The following is a 17,203-nucleotide window of genomic DNA, read 5'->3' on the forward strand; positions in this document are numbered from 1 at the left end:
AAAGGTATGACAACACAGTTAAATATCAATTCAGTCATTGAAAATGCGAAACGTGTTATTACACCATTATCACCGATTTCGATTTTTGCAGCACGAAATCCATGGGAAGGATTAGAAGCGGATACGTTTGAAGATGTCGCAAAATGGTTACGTGACGTTCGAGATGTGGATATTTTCCCAAATAAAGCATTAATAGAAAGCGCTGTGGCACGTGGTGAATTAGATGAAAGTGTCTTTAATCAACTTGTTACTGATATGTTACTTGAACATTACTACAATATCCCGCAACACTACATCAATCTTTATATTGATAACATTAAAACATTAAAAGACGTACCTGCATCATATATGGATCATTCAAATGTTGATGTTGTTGCTGATCTACTATTAGAAAAATCAAAACGTGATATGGCTGAATCATATCATCACTATGATGTACGTCCGATGAGTGATGCAATAATAGATGAACAAGGTGAGCCACTTAGCGAACAAGTGAATCGTCAAATGATTAAATGGACGAAACTTTATATCGATCAATTTCTATCGAGTTGGACAATGCCGAAGCGTGAGCAAAGTTTTTACCATGCATGGTTGCATTTAGCGCAACATGACCATAGTTTTACTAAAGCACAGCGCCAAGTGATTAAAGGCTTACCCAATGATCCTGAAATGACGATAGAGTCAGTATTAACTCATTTTTCAATAGATCAGGAAGACTACCAAGCTTATGTTGAAGGACATCTTTTGGCGTTACCGGGTTGGGCAGGTATGTTATATTACCGTTCACAACAGCATCACTTTGAACAACATTTGTTAACGGATTATTTGGCAATTCGGTTAGTTGTCGAACAATTGCTAGTTGGTGATGAGTTTAAGTCAGTCACTAAAGATTGTGAAAGTAGATCGGAAAATTGGTTTAAGCAAACTGTTGCATCATTGTGTTACTACAGTGATATGCCTAGCGATGTATTACTACAACATGACGTCAATGAAATTCAAACGTTTATTCATTTTGCAGCAACTATGAATAAAAATGTATTTAAAAATTTATGGCTAATTGCCTGGGAAATGACATACGAATCTCAGTTAAAACAAAAAATTAAAGCAGGTCATGAAAGTGTGGCGGGCGCATTAGATGCAAACCAAGTAAATGTCTCAGAAAATGATAACGCTAATCAGCCACATTCAGTATTGTTAAATGACGCACAAGCAGTTGATGAAAATAATAGCGAGCTAAATCAGGTGGGCACATCAACGAAAGCGCAAATTGCATTTTGTATAGATGTTCGTTCAGAACCATTTCGTAGACATATCGAAGCAGCAGGGCCCTTTGAAACGATTGGTATTGCAGGTTTCTTTGGATTACCTATTCAAAAAGATGCCGTCGACGAACAATTCAAACATGATTCATTACCTGTCATGGTACCGCCGGCATATCGCATTAAAGAATTTGCAGACCGCTACGATATGAATGTTTATCGACAACAGCAACAGACAATGTCATCGATGTTTTACACATTTAAATTGATGAAAAATAATGTCATGCCTAGTCTGTTATTGCCTGAATTAAGTGGGCCATTTTTAAGCTTGAGTACCATTGTCAATTCGATTATGCCTAGAAAAAGTCGCGCGTCTTTACAAAAAATAAAACAAAAATGGTTGAAAAAGCCTGAAACAAAGTTAACGATTGATCGTGAGTTTGACCGAACATCAGACTTACCTGTTGGATTTACTGAGCAAGAGCAAATTGATTTCGCGTTACAAGCGTTGAAATTGATGGATTTAACCGAAGCATTTGCGCCGTTCGTTGTGTTAGCAGGTCATGCTAGTCATTCTCACAATAATCCACATCATGCATCACTTGAATGTGGGGCTTGTGGTGGCGCATCAAGCGGTTTTAATGCTAAGTTATTAGCGATGATATGTAATCGTCCAAATGTCAGACAAGGATTAAAACAAGCAGGCGTGTATATTCCAGAGACAACTGTTTTTGCGGCAGCAGAACATCATACGTCTACTGATACGTTGGCATGGGTATATGTGCCAGACACATTATCAGCTTTAGCTCTAGATGCATATGAATCATTGAATGACGCGATGCCGATGATTTCTGAACAAGCGAATCGCGAACGTTTGGACAAACTGCCAACGATTGGTCGTGTGAATCATCCAGTGGAAGAAGCACAGCGGTTTGCAAGTGATTGGAGTGAGGTACGTCCAGAATGGGGCTTGGCTAAAAATGCATCATTTATAATTGGACGACGCCAATTAACAAAAGGCATTGATTTAGAAGGGCGGACATTTTTACACAATTATGATTGGCGTAAAGATAAAGATGGCACATTGTTAAATACCATCATTTCTGGTCCGGCGCTTGTGGCACAATGGATTAATTTACAATATTATGCGTCGACAGTTGCGCCGCATTTTTACGGAAGTGGGAATAAAGCGACACAAACCGTCACGTCAGGTGTTGGTGTCATGCAAGGTAATGCGAGTGATCTGATGTATGGCTTATCATGGCAATCTGTTATGGCTGCTGATCGGACGATGTATCATTCGCCAATTCGTTTACTTGTCGTTATTCAGGCACCCGACTATGTTGTAGCTAGACTACTCGCGAATAATGAGCATTTCGCTAGGAAGGTGTCTAATCATTGGCTGCGTTTAATGAGCGTTAATGAGGAAGGGCGTTTTAAAAGTTGGATTTAACGATGAAATGTTGCGATGCTAAGTAACTAATATATCATCATATCTACAATGTTCTAGCTTCTTAAAATATACTAAAAATGATAAACTTAATGTAATAGTTGATGTCGTGATAACGATACAAAGATGAAATAATCAATTTTAATATTATTGGAGTTAGTGATATGAAAAGAACGAAAGGTGAAATCGAAGCTGAAATCAGTAAAGCCATTACGCAATGGGAAAAAGATTTCCTTGGCAGAGGTTCCTTGTCGGTTAAATCAGACATTTTAAGAGATATGGTGATTATTAGTTTACAAGGTATCTTAACGCCAGCAGAATATCGTGTGTGTAGTACGAATGAAGGATTACTAAATATTAAACGAACACGTTCTGAATTAGTTGAATCCGGTGAGCAAGATTTGAATGATATCATTCTTAAAATTACAGGTATCAAAGTGATGAGCTTCCACAGTGATTTAAGTACAGTTACAGGTGAACGTATTATCGTATTCAAACTTGAGGATAATTTGGAAAAGCATATTTAAGAAGGTTAGGTATGCTTTTGTTGGCTTATTAAAGCTATAGAAGTATGTTTGGTTAAACAGCGCAACGCCATATATTTGGGTGTGCTGTTTTTCTATTATATGATGTGTTTATTACGTGGATGAATGCGTGGGTCTGAATATAGCCCGTGAAAGGCGTATGTCATAAAATTTGCGAATGGTGACAAGTCGACGCAAGCATATTTGTTGCGAGACATGCCCACTATCCTTTTACATAAAGAGTATATGTGTGACGTAGGCATATAATCGATAAAGTATGCCTAAAAAATTAGGTATAATGACCATTGTTGCAATAAGTTTTTCGGCCTTGAAACCGATAACGCATAGTATAATAGGAATAAAATATAATACAAATATCCAGTAAATCAAATTTGAAAACGATGGATGAATAGGGGTAAAGAATCTAACTAATGTAATGATTAACGCTATATAGACAAAAATAACTCTATTGATACGCCTTACCCCCTCTGTATAATAAATATAGATCGTACTAAATTGAAAATAGCAAAATATTGTTATTTCAATTATACAATGTTTTATTTGCAATATACATAACAATATGAACTTTATAATTTTGATATTGTCGGTAAAGTGAAATTTGTGGCACATTGATATTATGGATAACATTTGTAAAATGAAAATGATGATACGAGGAGATTGTAAGATGATAGATAAAAAATTAACATCACCGAAAATGACAGTGCCTTTATTTTTAATCGCGCTGATTGTATTTATAGGTATGTTTTACAGTGTAGTGACAAATCAAGAATGGCTTAAAAATATAGATATGGGATCATTAACATGGTTTACAGATTATTTCGGTGAGCCACAACGTCAGTATGTTAACAATTTATTTAATTACTATATGACGTTTAGTGCGGAAATTGGAGATGTCAAAGGTGTCGTGTTGATTTCCATTATCGTCACAATCATACTGTTTATTAAACAGAGGCATTTAGCGGTTTGGTTTGTGACATATTTGGTTTCAGGTGTCATCATGAACAAATTAATTAAAGATACTGTTTTACGTCCAAGACCATATAATCATTTAGCCGTTGATACAGGCTTTTCATTTCCAAGTGGACATTCCAACGCCAGCACATTATTATATTTCGCTTTAATGATCATAATTATTTCACTTGCTGCTAAGACAATAACAAAAGTGTTGAGTGCGCTAGTTATGGGAATATTATGGCTTAGCATATTATTTTGTCGCCTTTATTTTCATGCGCATTACTTTTCAGATGTCATTGGCGGCACGTCACTAGCAATCATTTGGGTAGCGTTATTCTTAATGGTATACCCATACTTTATTAATCATCGACGACAACGCGTTTAGCAAACATCTTTAGACATAGTGGAGGTATATAGAAAAATGAGAATTAAAACACCGAGTCCATCTTATTTAAAAGGCACAAATGGACATGCGATATTATTATTACATTCATTTACAGGTACAAATCGGGATGTGAAGCATCTTGCAGCTGAGTTAAATGACCAAGGATTTAGTTGTTATGCACCGAATTATCCAGGTCATGGCTTACTGTTGAAAGATTTCATGACATATAATGTAGATGATTGGTGGGAAGAAGTTGAGAAAGCTTACCAATTTTTAGTCAATGAAGGTTATGAATCTATCAGTGCAACGGGTGTGTCTTTAGGTGGATTAATGACATTAAAATTGGCGCAACACTATCCTTTGAAACGTATCGCTGTCATGTCAGCACCAAAGGAAAAGAGTGACGATGGTTTAATAGAACATTTAGTTTATTATAGTCAACGCATGTCGGATATTTTAAATTTAGATCAGCAAGCATCGAGTGCGCAATTAGCAGCAATTGATGATTATGAAGGTGAAATTACGAAGTTTCAACATTTTATTGATGATATCATGACAAATTTAAATGTTATTAAAATGCCAGCTAATATATTATTTGGTGGTAAAGATGCGCCATCCTATGAAACAAGTGCACATTTTATTTATGAACATTTAGGATCAGTAGACAAAGAATTAAATGGTCTGAAGGATTCGCATCATTTAATGACGCATGGAGAAGGCAGAGATATTTTAGAAGAAAATGTTATTCGCTTTTTCAATGCTTTAACATAATTGAAGATTTTAAAAATTAACACTTGAGTGACGATGTTATTATATTTGTCATTTGAGTGTTTTTTGTGGCGTGATAGTATAGGGAACTTAACTAAAGTTAATTTTTAGTGTGATGTCGTGGAAATATTATGGAGTTATACCAGAAGTTGATTTGTATTGTAATGTTGTGGGCATTTTATGGGCATTGCACCTGAAGTTGTTATGTGGCGAGATGTTGGGGATATAGATGGTGTTGTATGTGGCGAGATATTGGCGCACGTATACAGCGTTGAACCAGGAATTTTAATGTAGCGTAATGACAACACATTACAAGAGTTGACTATATTATGATAAATCCAGGCGCTACCGTATTAATGAAACAATTTTGATGCAGGTGTATTGCATGTTATTTACATACATGTTAGAGTGTTACTTAAACACGTAGACGCTTTAACGCTTTAAAGGAGATGTGAATGATGAAAAGACAACAATCACAATGGAAGTCATCAACTGGATTTATTTTAGCTAGTGCGGGTTCTGCAATCGGTCTTGGTGCCATGTGGAAATTCCCATATATGGCAGGGATTTATGGCGGCGGTGCCTTTCTAGCTATGTTCTTAATATTCACCATTTTTGTTGGGTTACCATTACTCATTATGGAATTCACTGTTGGGAAAATGGGACGGACATATACAACACAAATATATAGTAAATTAACTGGTAAAAAATGGCTCAATATCATTGGCTGGAACGGTAATTTGGCCGTGTTTATTTTATTTGGCTTCTATAGTGTTATCGGTGGTTGGATTGTCATTTACATCGGACAAGTATTATGGCAATTAGTTATATTTCAACGCATCAATCATCTCCAAGAAATGAATTTTGAAGCGGTAATATCAAATCCTTGGTTAACTGTTCTAGGGCAAGGTATATTCATATTCGCTACGATGATTATTGTCATGTTAGGTGTTGAAAAAGGATTAGAAAAGGCATCGAAAGTTATGATGCCATTGCTGTTTGTCTTTTTAATCATCATTGTGATTAAGTCTTTAACATTAGATGGCGCCTTAGAAGGTGTGAAATTTATTTTACAACCAAGAGTGTCAGAGATTACTGCTGACGGTATCTTGTTTGCGCTAGGCCAATCATTCTTTACGTTATCATTAGGAACTACAGGTATGATTACTTATGCGAGTTATGCCTCTAAAGACATGACGATTAAGTCATCAGCTATTTCTATCGTTGTTATGAATATCTTTGTATCTGTATTGGCAGGTCTAGCTATATTTCCGGCGTTACATAGTTTTGGCTATGAACCACAAGAAGGGCCTGGATTATTATTTAAAGTACTGCCAATGGTCTTTAGTCAAATGCATCTAGGCACATTATTCTATTTGGGATTCTTAGTGCTGTTCTTATTTGCGGCTTTAACGTCATCTATTTCTTTATTAGAATTAAATGTTTCTAACTTCACGAAGAATGACAATACAAAACGTAAAAAAGTCGCAGTGATCGGTAGTATTTTAGTATTTATCATTAGTATTCCAGCAACCTTATCTTTTGGTATCTTAAAAGATGTAAGATTCGGTGCGGGAACGATTTTTGATAATATGGATTTCATCGTTTCGAATGTATTGATGCCATTAGGCGCATTAGGTACTACGCTTGTCGTAGGACAATTATTAGATAAAAAATTATTACAACAATATTTTGGTAAAGATCGATTTAGATTATTCAGTGGTTGGTATTACTTAATTAAGTATGCGATGCCTGTCGTTATTATTTTAGTCTTTATCGTGCAATTATTTAGTTAATATATAGAAGCATCTGACACACAAGTATTTGTGTTGCTCAGGTGTTTTTTTGTTTGGAATTGAAAAGTTAGTACTGGTTCTGAATTAATCGAAACTTAGATAATTGCAAAATAACAAAATGTCGTTTATAATTCTTATCTGAAAAGTAAGAATTAAAATTGAGACATGAAGAAAGGTTTCATTCATTTGATCGGCATGTCAGATGAGGGTGCATCTATGATTACTTATGATTTAATTGGCAATACACCATTAGTACTGTTAGAACATTATAGTGATGATAAAGTTAAAATTTATGCCAAGCTTGAACAATGGAATCCTGGAGGCAGTGTTAAAGACAGACTCGGGAAATATTTAGTAGAGAAGGCAATTCAAGAAGGGCGTGTGCGTGCAGGTCAAACTATTGTTGAAGCGACTGCTGGTAATACAGGCATAGGGTTAGCTATTGCAGCGAATAGACATCATTTAAAATGTAAGATCTTTGCGCCGTATGGTTTTTCAGAAGAAAAGATTAATATTATGATAGCGCTTGGTGCAGATGTTTCAAGGACGAGTCAGTCTGAAGGTATGCATGGGGCACAATTAGCTGCACGTTCCTATGCTGAAAAATATGGTGCCGTTTATATGAATCAATTTGAATCCGAACATAATCCGGATACATATTTTCATACATTGGGACCCGAATTGACTTCAGCATTACAGCAAATTGATTATTTTGTGGCTGGTATTGGCTCTGGCGGTACATTTACAGGTACCGCACGTTATTTAAAGCAACATCACGTGCAATGTTATGCCGTTGAGCCAGAAGGGTCCGTGTTAAATGGAGGGCCAGCTCATGCACATGACACTGAAGGTATCGGTTCTGAGAAATGGCCGATATTTTTAGAGAGACGTCTTGTAGATGGGATATTTACGATTAAAGATCAAGATGCCTTTCGAAATGTCAAAAGTTTGGCTATAAATGAAGGGTTGTTAGTAGGCAGTTCTTCAGGTGCAGCATTACAAGGTGCATTGAATTTAAAAGCGCAATTATCTGAAGGTACGATTGTTGTCGTATTTCCAGATGGTAGCGATCGATATATGTCTAAGCAAATATTTAATTATGAGGAGAATGATTATGAATAAGAAAACTAAATTAATTCACGGTGGACACACAACGGACGACTATACAGGTGCAGTTACTACACCAATTTATCAAACAAGTACATATTTACAAGATGATATTGGTGATTTACGTCAAGGATATGAATATTCTCGTACTGCGAATCCAACAAGAAGTTCTGTAGAAAGCGTTATTGCGGCATTAGAAAATGGCAAACATGGCTTTGCGTTTAGTTCAGGTGTTGCAGCTATCAGTGCAGTTGTTATGCTGTTGGACAAAGGTGATCATATTATTTTAAATTCAGATGTATACGGCGGTACTTATCGCGCATTGACAAAAGTATTTACACGATTTGGCATTGAAGTGGATTTTGTAGATACAACGCATACAGATTCAATTGTACAAGCGATACGCCCAACAACAAAGATGTTGTTTATTGAAACACCTTCTAATCCATTATTACGTGTTACTGACATTAAAAAGTCTGCTGAAATTGCGAAAGAACACGGTTTGATTTCAGTCGTTGATAACACATTTATGACACCTTATTATCAGAATCCATTAGATTTAGGCATCGATATTGTCTTGCATTCTGCAACGAAATATTTAGGTGGACATAGTGATGTCGTTGCTGGTTTAGTTGCAACATCGGATGACAAGCTTGCAGAACGTTTAGCATTTATTTCAAATTCAACAGGTGGCATTTTAGGACCTCAAGATAGCTATTTACTTGTGAGGGGTATTAAAACATTAGGTTTACGTATGGAACAAATTAATCGCAGTGTTATTGAAATTATTAAAATGTTACAAGCACATCCAGCTGTGCAACAAGTGTTCCATCCAAGTATTGAAAGTCATTTAAATCATGATGTCCATATGGCTCAAGCGGATGGCCATACAGGTGTGATTGCATTTGAAGTGAAAAATACAGAAAGTGCCAAACAATTGATTAAAGCAACATCGTATTACACATTAGCTGAAAGTTTAGGTGCAGTGGAAAGTTTAATTTCAGTACCTGCATTGATGACACATGCATCCATTCCAGCAGATATTCGAGCTAAAGAAGGTATTACAGACGGACTTGTAAGAATTTCTGTAGGTATTGAAGATACTGAAGATTTAGTCGATGATTTAAAACAAGCACTAGATACGTTATAAATAATAGCAGCACTGGCATATATTTTGAGTTCAACGTTTGTTGTTCTTGAATATGCTAGTGCTTTTTTTGTGCGATGTTAATCATTCGTGATTGAGTTATGGAGGTTTGGTGGACATTTGTATGGATTTAATTTGATAAATGTCATAGTAGTCTCACAATTCGTCATTGTCACATGAATTGCTTATTTTTTAATTTTTTAGAAAATTCGGCAAATTGTATTGACGATATATGCAATTTTACATATAATGCTTTTATTCCTAGTGGAATGATAAGAATTTGAAGGAGGGGGCTTTGCATGATTGAGTTTCGACAGGTAAGTAAGACCTTTAATAAAAAGAAGCAAAAAATAGATGCTTTGAAGGACGTATCATTTACGGTCAATCGCAATGATATTTTTGGTGTGATTGGATATAGTGGTGCAGGAAAAAGTACGTTGGTAAGACTCGTGAATCATCTTGAAGCTGCCTCGAATGGACAAGTGATTGTAGATGGACATGATATTACGAATTATAGCGATAAAATGATGAGGGATATTAAGAAAGATATCGGTATGATATTTCAGCATTTCAATTTATTAAATTCAGCTACCGTATTTAAAAATGTAGCAATGCCACTCATTTTAAGTAAGAAAAGCAAAACAGAAATTAAGCAACGAGTAACGGAAATGCTTGAATTTGTAGGATTGAGTGATAAAAAAGACCAATTTCCTGAAGAATTATCTGGTGGGCAGAAGCAAAGGGTGGCTATTGCAAGAGCGCTTGTTACTAATCCGAAAATACTCCTATGCGATGAAGCAACAAGCGCATTGGATCCAGCAACGACTGCTTCGATATTGACGTTATTAAAGAATGTCAATCAAACCTTTGGCATTACAATTATGATGATTACACATGAAATGCGCGTTATTAAAGACATTTGTAATCGTGTTGCTGTAATGGAAAAGGGTCAAGTGGTTGAAACAGGAACTGTTAAAGAGGTGTTTAGTCATCCTAAAACGACGATTGCTCAAAATTTTGTGTCTACAGTTATACAGACTGAGCCAAGTACATCATTGATTCGTCGATTGAATGACGAACAAGTTGGCGATTTTAAAGATTATAAAATCTTCGTCGAGGAAACTCAGGTGACACAACCGATTATAAATGACTTGATTCAAATTTGTGGCAGAGAGGTTAAAATTTTATTTTCATCTATGTCAGAAATACAAGGTAACACCGTATGTTATATGTGGCTTCGATTTAATATGGATCAACAATTTGATGACACGGCAATAAATCAATATTTCAAAGAGAAAAATATTCAATTTGAGGAGGTGCATTAACATATGTTTGGTTCTGATTTAGACAGTGCACAGTTATTACAAGCATTGTACGAAACGCTATATATGGTATCTATTGCTTTATTTTTAGGAGCAGTGATTGGTATTCCATTAGGTGTCTTATTGGTAATTACTCGAAAACAAGGCATATGGCCGAATATAGTGATACATCAAGTTTTAAATCCTATAATCAATATTTTAAGGTCACTACCATTTATTATTTTGTTAATTGCGATTGTACCATTCACAAAATTAGTAGTAGGTACTTCAATTGGTACGACTGCTGCCATCGTGCCTTTAACAGTATATGTGGCACCTTACATTGCAAGACTTGTTGAAAACTCATTATTAGAAGTAGACGAGGGGATTATTGAAGCGGCGAAAGCGATGGGCGCTTCACCACTACAAATCATTAGATATTTTTTAATTCCTGAAGCGTTAGGTTCATTAGTATTAGCAATTACCACTGCGATTATTGGACTTATTGGAAGTACGGCGATGGCAGGAGCTGTTGGCGGTGGTGGTATAGGAGACTTAGCTTTAGTGTATGGTTATCAAAGATTTGATACGACGGTCATTATTATTACCGTTATTGTATTAGTCATTATTGTCCAAGTGATTCAAACGCTAGGGAATGTCCTAGCTAGATTCATACGTAGACATTAATGATATATAGTGAAGATTTTGAAAGGAATTGATAGAATGAAAAGATTGATTGGGTTAGTTATCGTAGCACTTGTATTATTAGCAGCGTGTGGTAGTAACAATGATAAAAAAGTAACAATTGGTGTCGCATCAAATGACACTAAGGCTTGGGAGAAGGTTAAAGAATTAGCTAAAAAAGATGATATTGATGTGGAGATTAAGCACTTTTCCGATTACAATTTACCGAATAAAGCATTAAACGATGGTGATATTGATATGAATGCATTCCAACATTTTGCATTTTTAGATCAGTATAAGAAGGCACATAAAGGAACAAAGATTTCAGCATTGAGTACAACAGTTTTAGCACCGTTGGGCATTTACTCAGATAAAATTAAAGATGTCAAAAAGGTTAAAGATGGTGCTAAAGTTGTCATTCCAAATGATGTATCAAACCAAGCACGTGCACTTAAACTATTAGAAGCAGCTGGTTTAATAAAACTGAAAAAAGATTTCGGATTAGCAGGTACAGTGAAAGATATAACGTCAAATCCAAAACATTTAAAAATTACTGCAGTAGATGCACAGCAAACTGCGCGTGCTTTATCTGATGTCGATATTGCAGTTATTAATAACGGTGTAGCAACTAAAGCGGGGAAAGACCCTAAAAATGATCCGATATTTTTAGAAAAATCAAATTCAGATGCTGTAAAGCCATATATTAATATTGTTGCAGTTAATGACAAAGACTTGGATAACAAAACATATGCTAAAATCGTAGAATTGTATCATTCAAAAGAAGCTCAAAAAGCGTTGCAGGAAGATGTCAAAGATGGAGAGAAACCTGTTAATTTATCTAAAGATGAGATTAAGGCAATAGAAACGTCATTAGCAAAATAAATTATATTGCGTCCTACAAGCAAAGTTCATGCTTATGTTTGTAGGGCGTTATTGTTGGAGAATAAAATTATTTCCAATAGAGAAAGGGATTGTAATCATTTTATAGTGAAATATTATGAAATTGTAATAATTTAGATATTGTAAAATCTAATAAGTTGTAATAATTTTAAGGGGTAATTATAAAATTTGATGATACAGTATATGATTTTTTTGTAATCATAATGTCATCAAACATCAACCTATTATACATAATAAAATCGTATAATGATGTAGTATTCATAAATTCGGATAAAAGAATGTTAGGAAAGTTAAGCAAGAGGAGGATTTTAAAGTGCAAAAAAAAGTAATTGCAGCTATTATTGGGACAAGCGCGATTAGCGCTGTTGCGGCAACTCAAGCAAATGCGGCTACAACTCACACAGTAAAACCGGGTGAATCAGTGTGGGCAATTTCAAATAAGTATGGGATTTCGATTGCTAAATTAAAGTCATTAAACAATTTAACATCTAATCTAATTTTCCCAAACCAAGTACTAAAAGTATCTGGCTCAAGTAATTCTACGAGTAATAGTAGCCGTCCATCAACGAACTCAGGTGGCGGATCATACTACACAGTACAAGCAGGCGACTCATTATCATTAATCGCATCAAAATATGGTACAACTTACCAAAACATTATGCGACTTAATGGTTTAAATAATTTCTTTATTTATCCAGGTCAAAAATTAAAAGTATCAGGTACTGCTAGCTCAAGTAACGCTGCGAGCAATAGTAGCCGTCCATCAACGAACTCAGGTGGCGGATCATACTATACAGTACAAGCAGGTGACTCATTGTCATTAATCGCATCAAAATATGGTACAACTTATCAAAAAATTATGAGCTTAAATGGCTTAAATAATTTCTTTATATATCCGGGTCAAAAATTGAAAGTAACTGGTAATGCATCTACGAACTCAGGATCTGCAACAACGACAAATAGAGGTTACAATACACCAGTATTCAGTCACCAAAACTTATATACATGGGGTCAATGTACATATCATGTATTTAATCGTCGTGCTGAAATTGGTAAAGGTATTAGTACTTATTGGTGGAATGCTAATAACTGGGATAACGCAGCGGCAGCAGATGGTTACACTATCGACAATAGACCTACTGTAGGTTCTATCGCTCAAACAGATGTAGGTTATTATGGTCATGTTATGTTTGTAGAACGTGTAAATAACGATGGTAGTATTTTAGTTTCAGAAATGAACTATTCAGCTGCACCAGGTATTTTAACTTACAGAACGGTACCAGCTTACCAAGTAAATAATTATAGATATATTCACTAAAGTCTTACGTATATAAATATATAATGAATTCCTATTACATTTCACAAGCTGAAAGTTGGATTGAATCCTAAACTTTATGGCGGGGCTATCAAAGTCGTGATTGTTGTAATAGGAATTTTTGTATAAGAAAAAGGATTGGTCGAATGAACTTCATGTTCTATGTTCGACCAATCCTTTTCTGAATTAGTATTCATGCTTTACTTTGCGAATGCTTGTAAATAATCTAGCACCGTTTGTTATTAAAGTAACAACTGCCACTGCTTTTTTGAACTTACGTGGTGACTTAATTGAAATGTAAAAGTCTAACACGGTTCCTACAGTGCTTAAACCTAATGAAAGATATACTAATTTTTTATTTTTAGCATGATATTTATAGCCATTGTAGCCGTCGACTATGAAACCTGCGACATTTAGTAAACTTGATAAACGTTGTGATTTGGAACGTTTTGCCATAATAATAATTCCCCCTAGTATCTTCTGTTTATATGAAAAATTGGGTGCGCTGAATTGCTAACGTTTTGCGCTATAACTACTCATATATGATAACATAATTGTACAGTATAATTTTAAAAATTGATTTCACAAAGTTGGGGTGTCAAAGATGATTAAATGTGTCTGTTTAGTTGAAGAAACAGCTGATAAAATATTACTTGTTCAAGTAAGGAATCGCGAAAAGTATTATTTCCCAGGTGGTAAAATAGAAGAAGGGGAATCACGAGTACAAGCGCTGTTAAGAGAAGTAAAAGAAGAATTAAATTTAACATTAACAATGGATGAAATTGAATATATCGGGACAATTGTAGGTCCTGCATATCCACAACAGGATATGTTAACTGAGTTAAATGGATTTCGCGCATTAACCAAAATCGATTGGGAAAACGTAACTATCAATAATGAAATTACGGATATACGCTGGATTGATAAAGATAATGATGCGTTGATTGCGCCTGCTGTCAAAGTTTGGATTGAAACGTATGGTGGTAAACATGACAAATAATGACACCATCATGTTACGACATTATGTTCCACAAGATTATTCGATGTTAGAAGCTTTTCAATTAAGTGAAAGTGATTTGAAGTTTGTTAAAACGCCAGAGGAAAATATTACAGCTGCAATGTCTGATAATGAAAGGTATCCCATCGTTGTAATGGATGGCAGGCAATGTGTGGCCTTTTTTACATTACATCGTGGAAAAGGGGTCGCACCATTTAGCGATAACCAAGATGCAGTATTTTTCAGGTCATTTAGTGTTGATCAACGTTATCGTAATAGAGGAATAGGTAAAGTGGTAATGGAAAAATTGGCGTCATTTATCACTTCAACATTTCAGGATATTAATGAGATTGTGTTAACGGTTAATACTGACAATCCACATGCCATGGCACTTTATCGCCAACAAGGATATCAATATATGGGAGATAGTATGTTCGTCGGAAGACCTGTTCATATTATGGCGTTAACTATAAAATAAATTAAATTTAAAAGCATCTTTACTCATCGTCGACCACAACAATTAATGATGAATAAAGGTGCTTTTTGTTATAGATCACCGGACAATTTACTATAGTAAAAAGCGACCTAGTGAACAATTGACATATATCCACAGGTCGCTTAACTTAAGTTATATTGCTAGTTGCGATTAATTGATAGACTCATCATTTTTGCGCTGTCGAGATGGTCTTTTTATTAAAAATGCCGTAATCCAAGCCGTAATCGGAATACTGATTGCAACGGCAATACCGCCTAAAATAATAGAAATAAATTCTTGGGCAAATATTTTCGAGTTTATAATATGACCAAATGAATATTTAAGTTTGAAAAACCAAATAAATAAAGCAAGTTGGCCACCAAAAAAGGCAAGGTAAATCGTGTTCGCAGATGTCGCTAAAATTTCTCTACCAACACGCATGCCAGATTGGAATAATTCGTATTGTGTAAGTGTTGGATTTACTTGATGCAATTCATAAATGGGTGAACTAATGGTAATCGTTAAATCTATCACAGCTGCAATAACAGCAAGAATAATAGTGAACACCATAAATTGAACCATATCAATGCCAATATTCATTGAATACACATATGTTTCATCTTGTTGTTCGGTTGAAAAGCCTTGTAGATGACCGAAGTAGACCGATAAATAAATGAGTGTAATCAACAATATTGTTGTAACGATAGTGCTGATAAATGCAGCTTGTGTTTTAACATTGTAACTATTGAGTACGAATAAATTACAAGCGCCAATAATAATCCAGAAAAAGAATGTGACGACATAAATCGGTACGCCAAAAATAATCAACACAATACTAATAATTAAAATAGCAAAATTTAAAAATAGGGTTAAATAAGAGATGAATCCCTTTCTACCTCCGAAAATTATCATCAGAAAGAGGAGCAATAACGCCAATATAAATACAGCATTCATTGTTTCGCCCTCCTTAATGTTTCAAATATTTCCATAAACAATATTGTGATAGGAATTGTAAGTACGATACCTATACCACCTGTTAGTGCGCGCGCAATTTCTAACGACCAATTCATCGAAATAGTATAAGTCACTGTATTGGCATTTTTTAAAAAGATTAAAAACATAGGTAGTGCACCGGATAAATATGAGAATAATAAGATGTTAGTCATTGTTCCCATAATATCTTGGCCGATGTTTCGGCCAGCAAGCGCCCATCTCCTCATTGAAATGTGTGGCGTACGCTGTAAAATTTCATGCATACCACTAGCAATTGTAATTGCAACATCCATAATAGCGCCAAGTGAACCTATTAACACTGAGGCTAGGAAGATATCTTTCGGTGGTAATGATAAAAAGTTCATCGTTTCATATTTAATGCCTTTACCGTCTGTCATATATATGATTAATTCTGTTAAACCTATACTCAAAAAAGTTCCGATAATTGTACTGGCTATGGTAATGAGTGTGCGCATATGCCAGCCTGTAACGAGCAATAAAGTGAGTATTGTTGAACAGATCATGGCAATGGTCATGAGTAAGAATAAATTAATATTGCTATGTTGAATATGAATGTAAATTGCGATTAATATGGCAATAGAATTCAAGATTAACGATAAAATCGATTGCAGTCCGACTTTGCGACCAACCAATAATACAGTTAATAAGAACAAACCAGTGATGATAACCGTTAAGGTATCACGCTTCTTTTCTATAATATAAGCATCACTCGGCTTGTTAGAAATATGTAATAATACTTTTTCGTGTGTGCGAAATGCCTCAGAATCTGCTTGCGATTTGACGTACTGATGATTAATCGTCGTCGTTTCTCCAGCAAATTGACCATTTAATATTTTGACTTTTAATTGATTTTTATATTTAATATCACGATTATTTTGTGCATCTTTTGTAGGTGTCGAAGAAACATGTTTGACATCTATAATTTGACCAATTGGTTTGTTGTAAAAGTTCTCATTATTGAATGTAAATAAAATAGCACCAATGAATGCGATGCAGAACAAACCTAAAATTATATTAAATGGCTTTGTAAATAAATTTCTATATTTCAAAAACAAAACCCCAATTCTATGAATGAATTAATATGGTGATTATACGCCCTTAATTTT

The 17,203-nt window shown here is 35.0% G+C and carries 18 protein-coding genes; 14 read left to right on the plus strand and 4 right to left on the minus strand.

Translation table 11 applies throughout. From position 1 onward, the window contains the following. Positions 1-6: 6 nt before the first annotated feature. Both KI230_RS02085 and KI230_RS02090 read left to right on the plus strand, forming a co-directional pair. Positions 7-2,712 carry a DUF2309 domain-containing protein gene (locus KI230_RS02085; RefSeq protein ID WP_045177097.1) on the plus strand — a complete coding sequence of 902 codons (2,706 nt, stop codon included), beginning with the start codon at positions 7-9 and terminating at the stop codon, positions 2,710-2,712. 161 nt (positions 2,713-2,873) lie between these two features. Continuing rightward, on the plus strand, positions 2,874-3,236 hold the full coding sequence (locus tag KI230_RS02090; protein WP_000831496.1) for a Na-translocating system protein MpsC family protein: 363 nt from the start codon (positions 2,874-2,876) through the stop codon (positions 3,234-3,236). 228 nt (positions 3,237-3,464) lie between these two features. Here the strand turns inward: KI230_RS02090 and KI230_RS02095 are convergent, their stop codons facing one another. Further along, entirely contained in the window at positions 3,465-3,881 is a 417-nt protein-coding gene (locus tag KI230_RS02095; RefSeq protein ID WP_001789536.1) for a hypothetical protein, read from the minus strand. A 37-nt stretch (positions 3,882-3,918) separates the two neighbouring features. Between KI230_RS02095 and KI230_RS02100 the strand changes: the two genes are divergently transcribed. From KI230_RS02100 to aaa, 10 genes are all read left to right on the plus strand, one after another. Then, on the plus strand, positions 3,919-4,593 hold the full coding sequence (locus KI230_RS02100; protein WP_000565820.1) for a phosphatase PAP2 family protein: 675 nt from the start codon (positions 3,919-3,921) through the stop codon (positions 4,591-4,593). A 36-nt stretch (positions 4,594-4,629) separates the two neighbouring features. Further along, complete coding sequence (locus KI230_RS02105) at positions 4,630-5,364, plus strand: alpha/beta hydrolase (protein ID WP_001220807.1); 735 nt, start codon at positions 4,630-4,632, stop codon at positions 5,362-5,364. A gap of 177 nt (positions 5,365-5,541) precedes the next feature. Beyond that, a complete protein-coding gene (locus KI230_RS02110; protein ID WP_000510434.1) occupies positions 5,542-5,655 on the plus strand; it encodes a hypothetical protein in 114 nt (37 codons plus the stop codon). Between the two features lie 164 nt (positions 5,656-5,819). Continuing rightward, positions 5,820-7,157: a sodium-dependent transporter gene (locus KI230_RS02115; protein WP_000828722.1), complete on the plus strand. Its 1,338-nt coding sequence runs from the start codon at positions 5,820-5,822 to the stop codon at positions 7,155-7,157. 216 nt (positions 7,158-7,373) lie between these two features. Further along, complete coding sequence (locus tag KI230_RS02120) at positions 7,374-8,279, plus strand: PLP-dependent cysteine synthase family protein (protein ID WP_000634098.1); 906 nt, start codon at positions 7,374-7,376, stop codon at positions 8,277-8,279. Continuing rightward, entirely contained in the window at positions 8,272-9,414 is a 1,143-nt protein-coding gene (locus tag KI230_RS02125; protein ID WP_001036648.1) for a bifunctional cystathionine gamma-lyase/homocysteine desulfhydrase, read from the plus strand. Before KI230_RS02120 ends, KI230_RS02125 begins: the two co-directional genes overlap by 8 nt. A 296-nt stretch (positions 9,415-9,710) precedes the next feature. Beyond that, on the plus strand, positions 9,711-10,736 hold the full coding sequence (locus tag KI230_RS02130; RefSeq protein ID WP_000569289.1) for a methionine ABC transporter ATP-binding protein: 1,026 nt from the start codon (positions 9,711-9,713) through the stop codon (positions 10,734-10,736). Positions 10,737-10,739: 3 nt separating this feature from the next. Next, positions 10,740-11,399, plus strand: a complete 660-nt coding sequence (locus KI230_RS02135) for a methionine ABC transporter permease (protein ID WP_000467991.1) — start codon at positions 10,740-10,742, stop codon at positions 11,397-11,399. 36 nt (positions 11,400-11,435) lie between these two features. Next, the gene (gmpC, locus tag KI230_RS02140; protein ID WP_000825530.1) at positions 11,436-12,278 is read left to right on the plus strand and encodes a dipeptide ABC transporter glycylmethionine-binding lipoprotein; all 843 of its coding nucleotides are present in this window, start codon (positions 11,436-11,438) and stop codon (positions 12,276-12,278) included. Between the two features lie 331 nt (positions 12,279-12,609). Continuing rightward, a complete protein-coding gene (aaa, locus tag KI230_RS02145) occupies positions 12,610-13,614 on the plus strand; it encodes an autolysin/adhesin Aaa (protein WP_001170264.1) in 1,005 nt (334 codons plus the stop codon). A 183-nt stretch (positions 13,615-13,797) separates the two neighbouring features. Here aaa and KI230_RS02150 read toward each other — a convergent pair whose 3' ends face one another. Further along, complete coding sequence (locus KI230_RS02150) at positions 13,798-14,067, minus strand: hypothetical protein (RefSeq protein ID WP_001129473.1); 270 nt, start codon at positions 14,065-14,067, stop codon at positions 13,798-13,800. A gap of 148 nt (positions 14,068-14,215) precedes the next feature. Between KI230_RS02150 and KI230_RS02155 the strand changes: the two genes are divergently transcribed. Next, on the plus strand, positions 14,216-14,611 hold the full coding sequence (locus KI230_RS02155) for an NUDIX hydrolase (RefSeq protein WP_000588530.1): 396 nt from the start codon (positions 14,216-14,218) through the stop codon (positions 14,609-14,611). Beyond that, the gene (locus KI230_RS02160) at positions 14,601-15,086 is read left to right on the plus strand and encodes a GNAT family N-acetyltransferase (protein ID WP_000183669.1); all 486 of its coding nucleotides are present in this window, start codon (positions 14,601-14,603) and stop codon (positions 15,084-15,086) included. Before KI230_RS02155 ends, KI230_RS02160 begins: the two co-directional genes overlap by 11 nt. 168 nt (positions 15,087-15,254) lie before the next feature. Here KI230_RS02160 and KI230_RS02165 read toward each other — a convergent pair whose 3' ends face one another. Both KI230_RS02165 and KI230_RS02170 read right to left on the minus strand, forming a co-directional pair. After that, positions 15,255-16,037, minus strand: coding sequence for a YibE/F family protein (locus tag KI230_RS02165; RefSeq protein ID WP_214958308.1), 783 nt, complete (start codon positions 16,035-16,037; stop codon positions 15,255-15,257). Beyond that, positions 16,034-17,152: a YibE/F family protein gene (locus tag KI230_RS02170; protein ID WP_001794550.1), complete on the minus strand. Its 1,119-nt coding sequence runs from the start codon at positions 17,150-17,152 to the stop codon at positions 16,034-16,036. Before KI230_RS02170 ends, KI230_RS02165 begins: the two co-directional genes overlap by 4 nt. Positions 17,153-17,203 lie beyond the last annotated feature (51 nt).

Source organism: Staphylococcus sp. MZ3, from assembly GCF_018622755.1.
GTDB classification, from domain to species: Bacteria; Bacillota; Bacilli; order Staphylococcales; family Staphylococcaceae; genus Staphylococcus; species Staphylococcus aureus.

Bases quoted from the DNA above. Each gene is read 5' to 3' on its own strand.
- KI230_RS02085 (WP_045177097.1), top strand. From the start codon at position 7: ATGACAACACAGTTAAATATCAATTCAGTCATTGAAAATGCGAAACGT.
- KI230_RS02090 (WP_000831496.1), top strand. From the start codon at position 2,874: ATGAAAAGAACGAAAGGTGAAATCGAAGCTGAAATCAGTAAAGCCATT.
- KI230_RS02095 (WP_001789536.1), bottom strand. From the start codon at position 3,881: ATGTTATCCATAATATCAATGTGCCACAAATTTCACTTTACCGACAAT.
- KI230_RS02100 (WP_000565820.1), top strand. From the start codon at position 3,919: ATGATAGATAAAAAATTAACATCACCGAAAATGACAGTGCCTTTATTT.
- KI230_RS02105 (WP_001220807.1), top strand. From the start codon at position 4,630: ATGAGAATTAAAACACCGAGTCCATCTTATTTAAAAGGCACAAATGGA.
- KI230_RS02110 (WP_000510434.1), top strand. From the start codon at position 5,542: ATGGGCATTGCACCTGAAGTTGTTATGTGGCGAGATGTTGGGGATATA.
- KI230_RS02115 (WP_000828722.1), top strand. From the start codon at position 5,820: ATGAAAAGACAACAATCACAATGGAAGTCATCAACTGGATTTATTTTA.
- KI230_RS02120 (WP_000634098.1), top strand. From the start codon at position 7,374: ATGATTACTTATGATTTAATTGGCAATACACCATTAGTACTGTTAGAA.
- KI230_RS02125 (WP_001036648.1), top strand. From the start codon at position 8,272: ATGAATAAGAAAACTAAATTAATTCACGGTGGACACACAACGGACGAC.
- KI230_RS02130 (WP_000569289.1), top strand. From the start codon at position 9,711: ATGATTGAGTTTCGACAGGTAAGTAAGACCTTTAATAAAAAGAAGCAA.
- KI230_RS02135 (WP_000467991.1), top strand. From the start codon at position 10,740: ATGTTTGGTTCTGATTTAGACAGTGCACAGTTATTACAAGCATTGTAC.
- gmpC (WP_000825530.1), top strand. From the start codon at position 11,436: ATGAAAAGATTGATTGGGTTAGTTATCGTAGCACTTGTATTATTAGCA.
- KI230_RS02150 (WP_001129473.1), bottom strand. From the start codon at position 14,067: ATGGCAAAACGTTCCAAATCACAACGTTTATCAAGTTTACTAAATGTC.
- KI230_RS02155 (WP_000588530.1), top strand. From the start codon at position 14,216: ATGATTAAATGTGTCTGTTTAGTTGAAGAAACAGCTGATAAAATATTA.
- KI230_RS02160 (WP_000183669.1), top strand. From the start codon at position 14,601: ATGACAAATAATGACACCATCATGTTACGACATTATGTTCCACAAGAT.
- KI230_RS02165 (WP_214958308.1), bottom strand. From the start codon at position 16,037: ATGAATGCTGTATTTATATTGGCGTTATTGCTCCTCTTTCTGATGATA.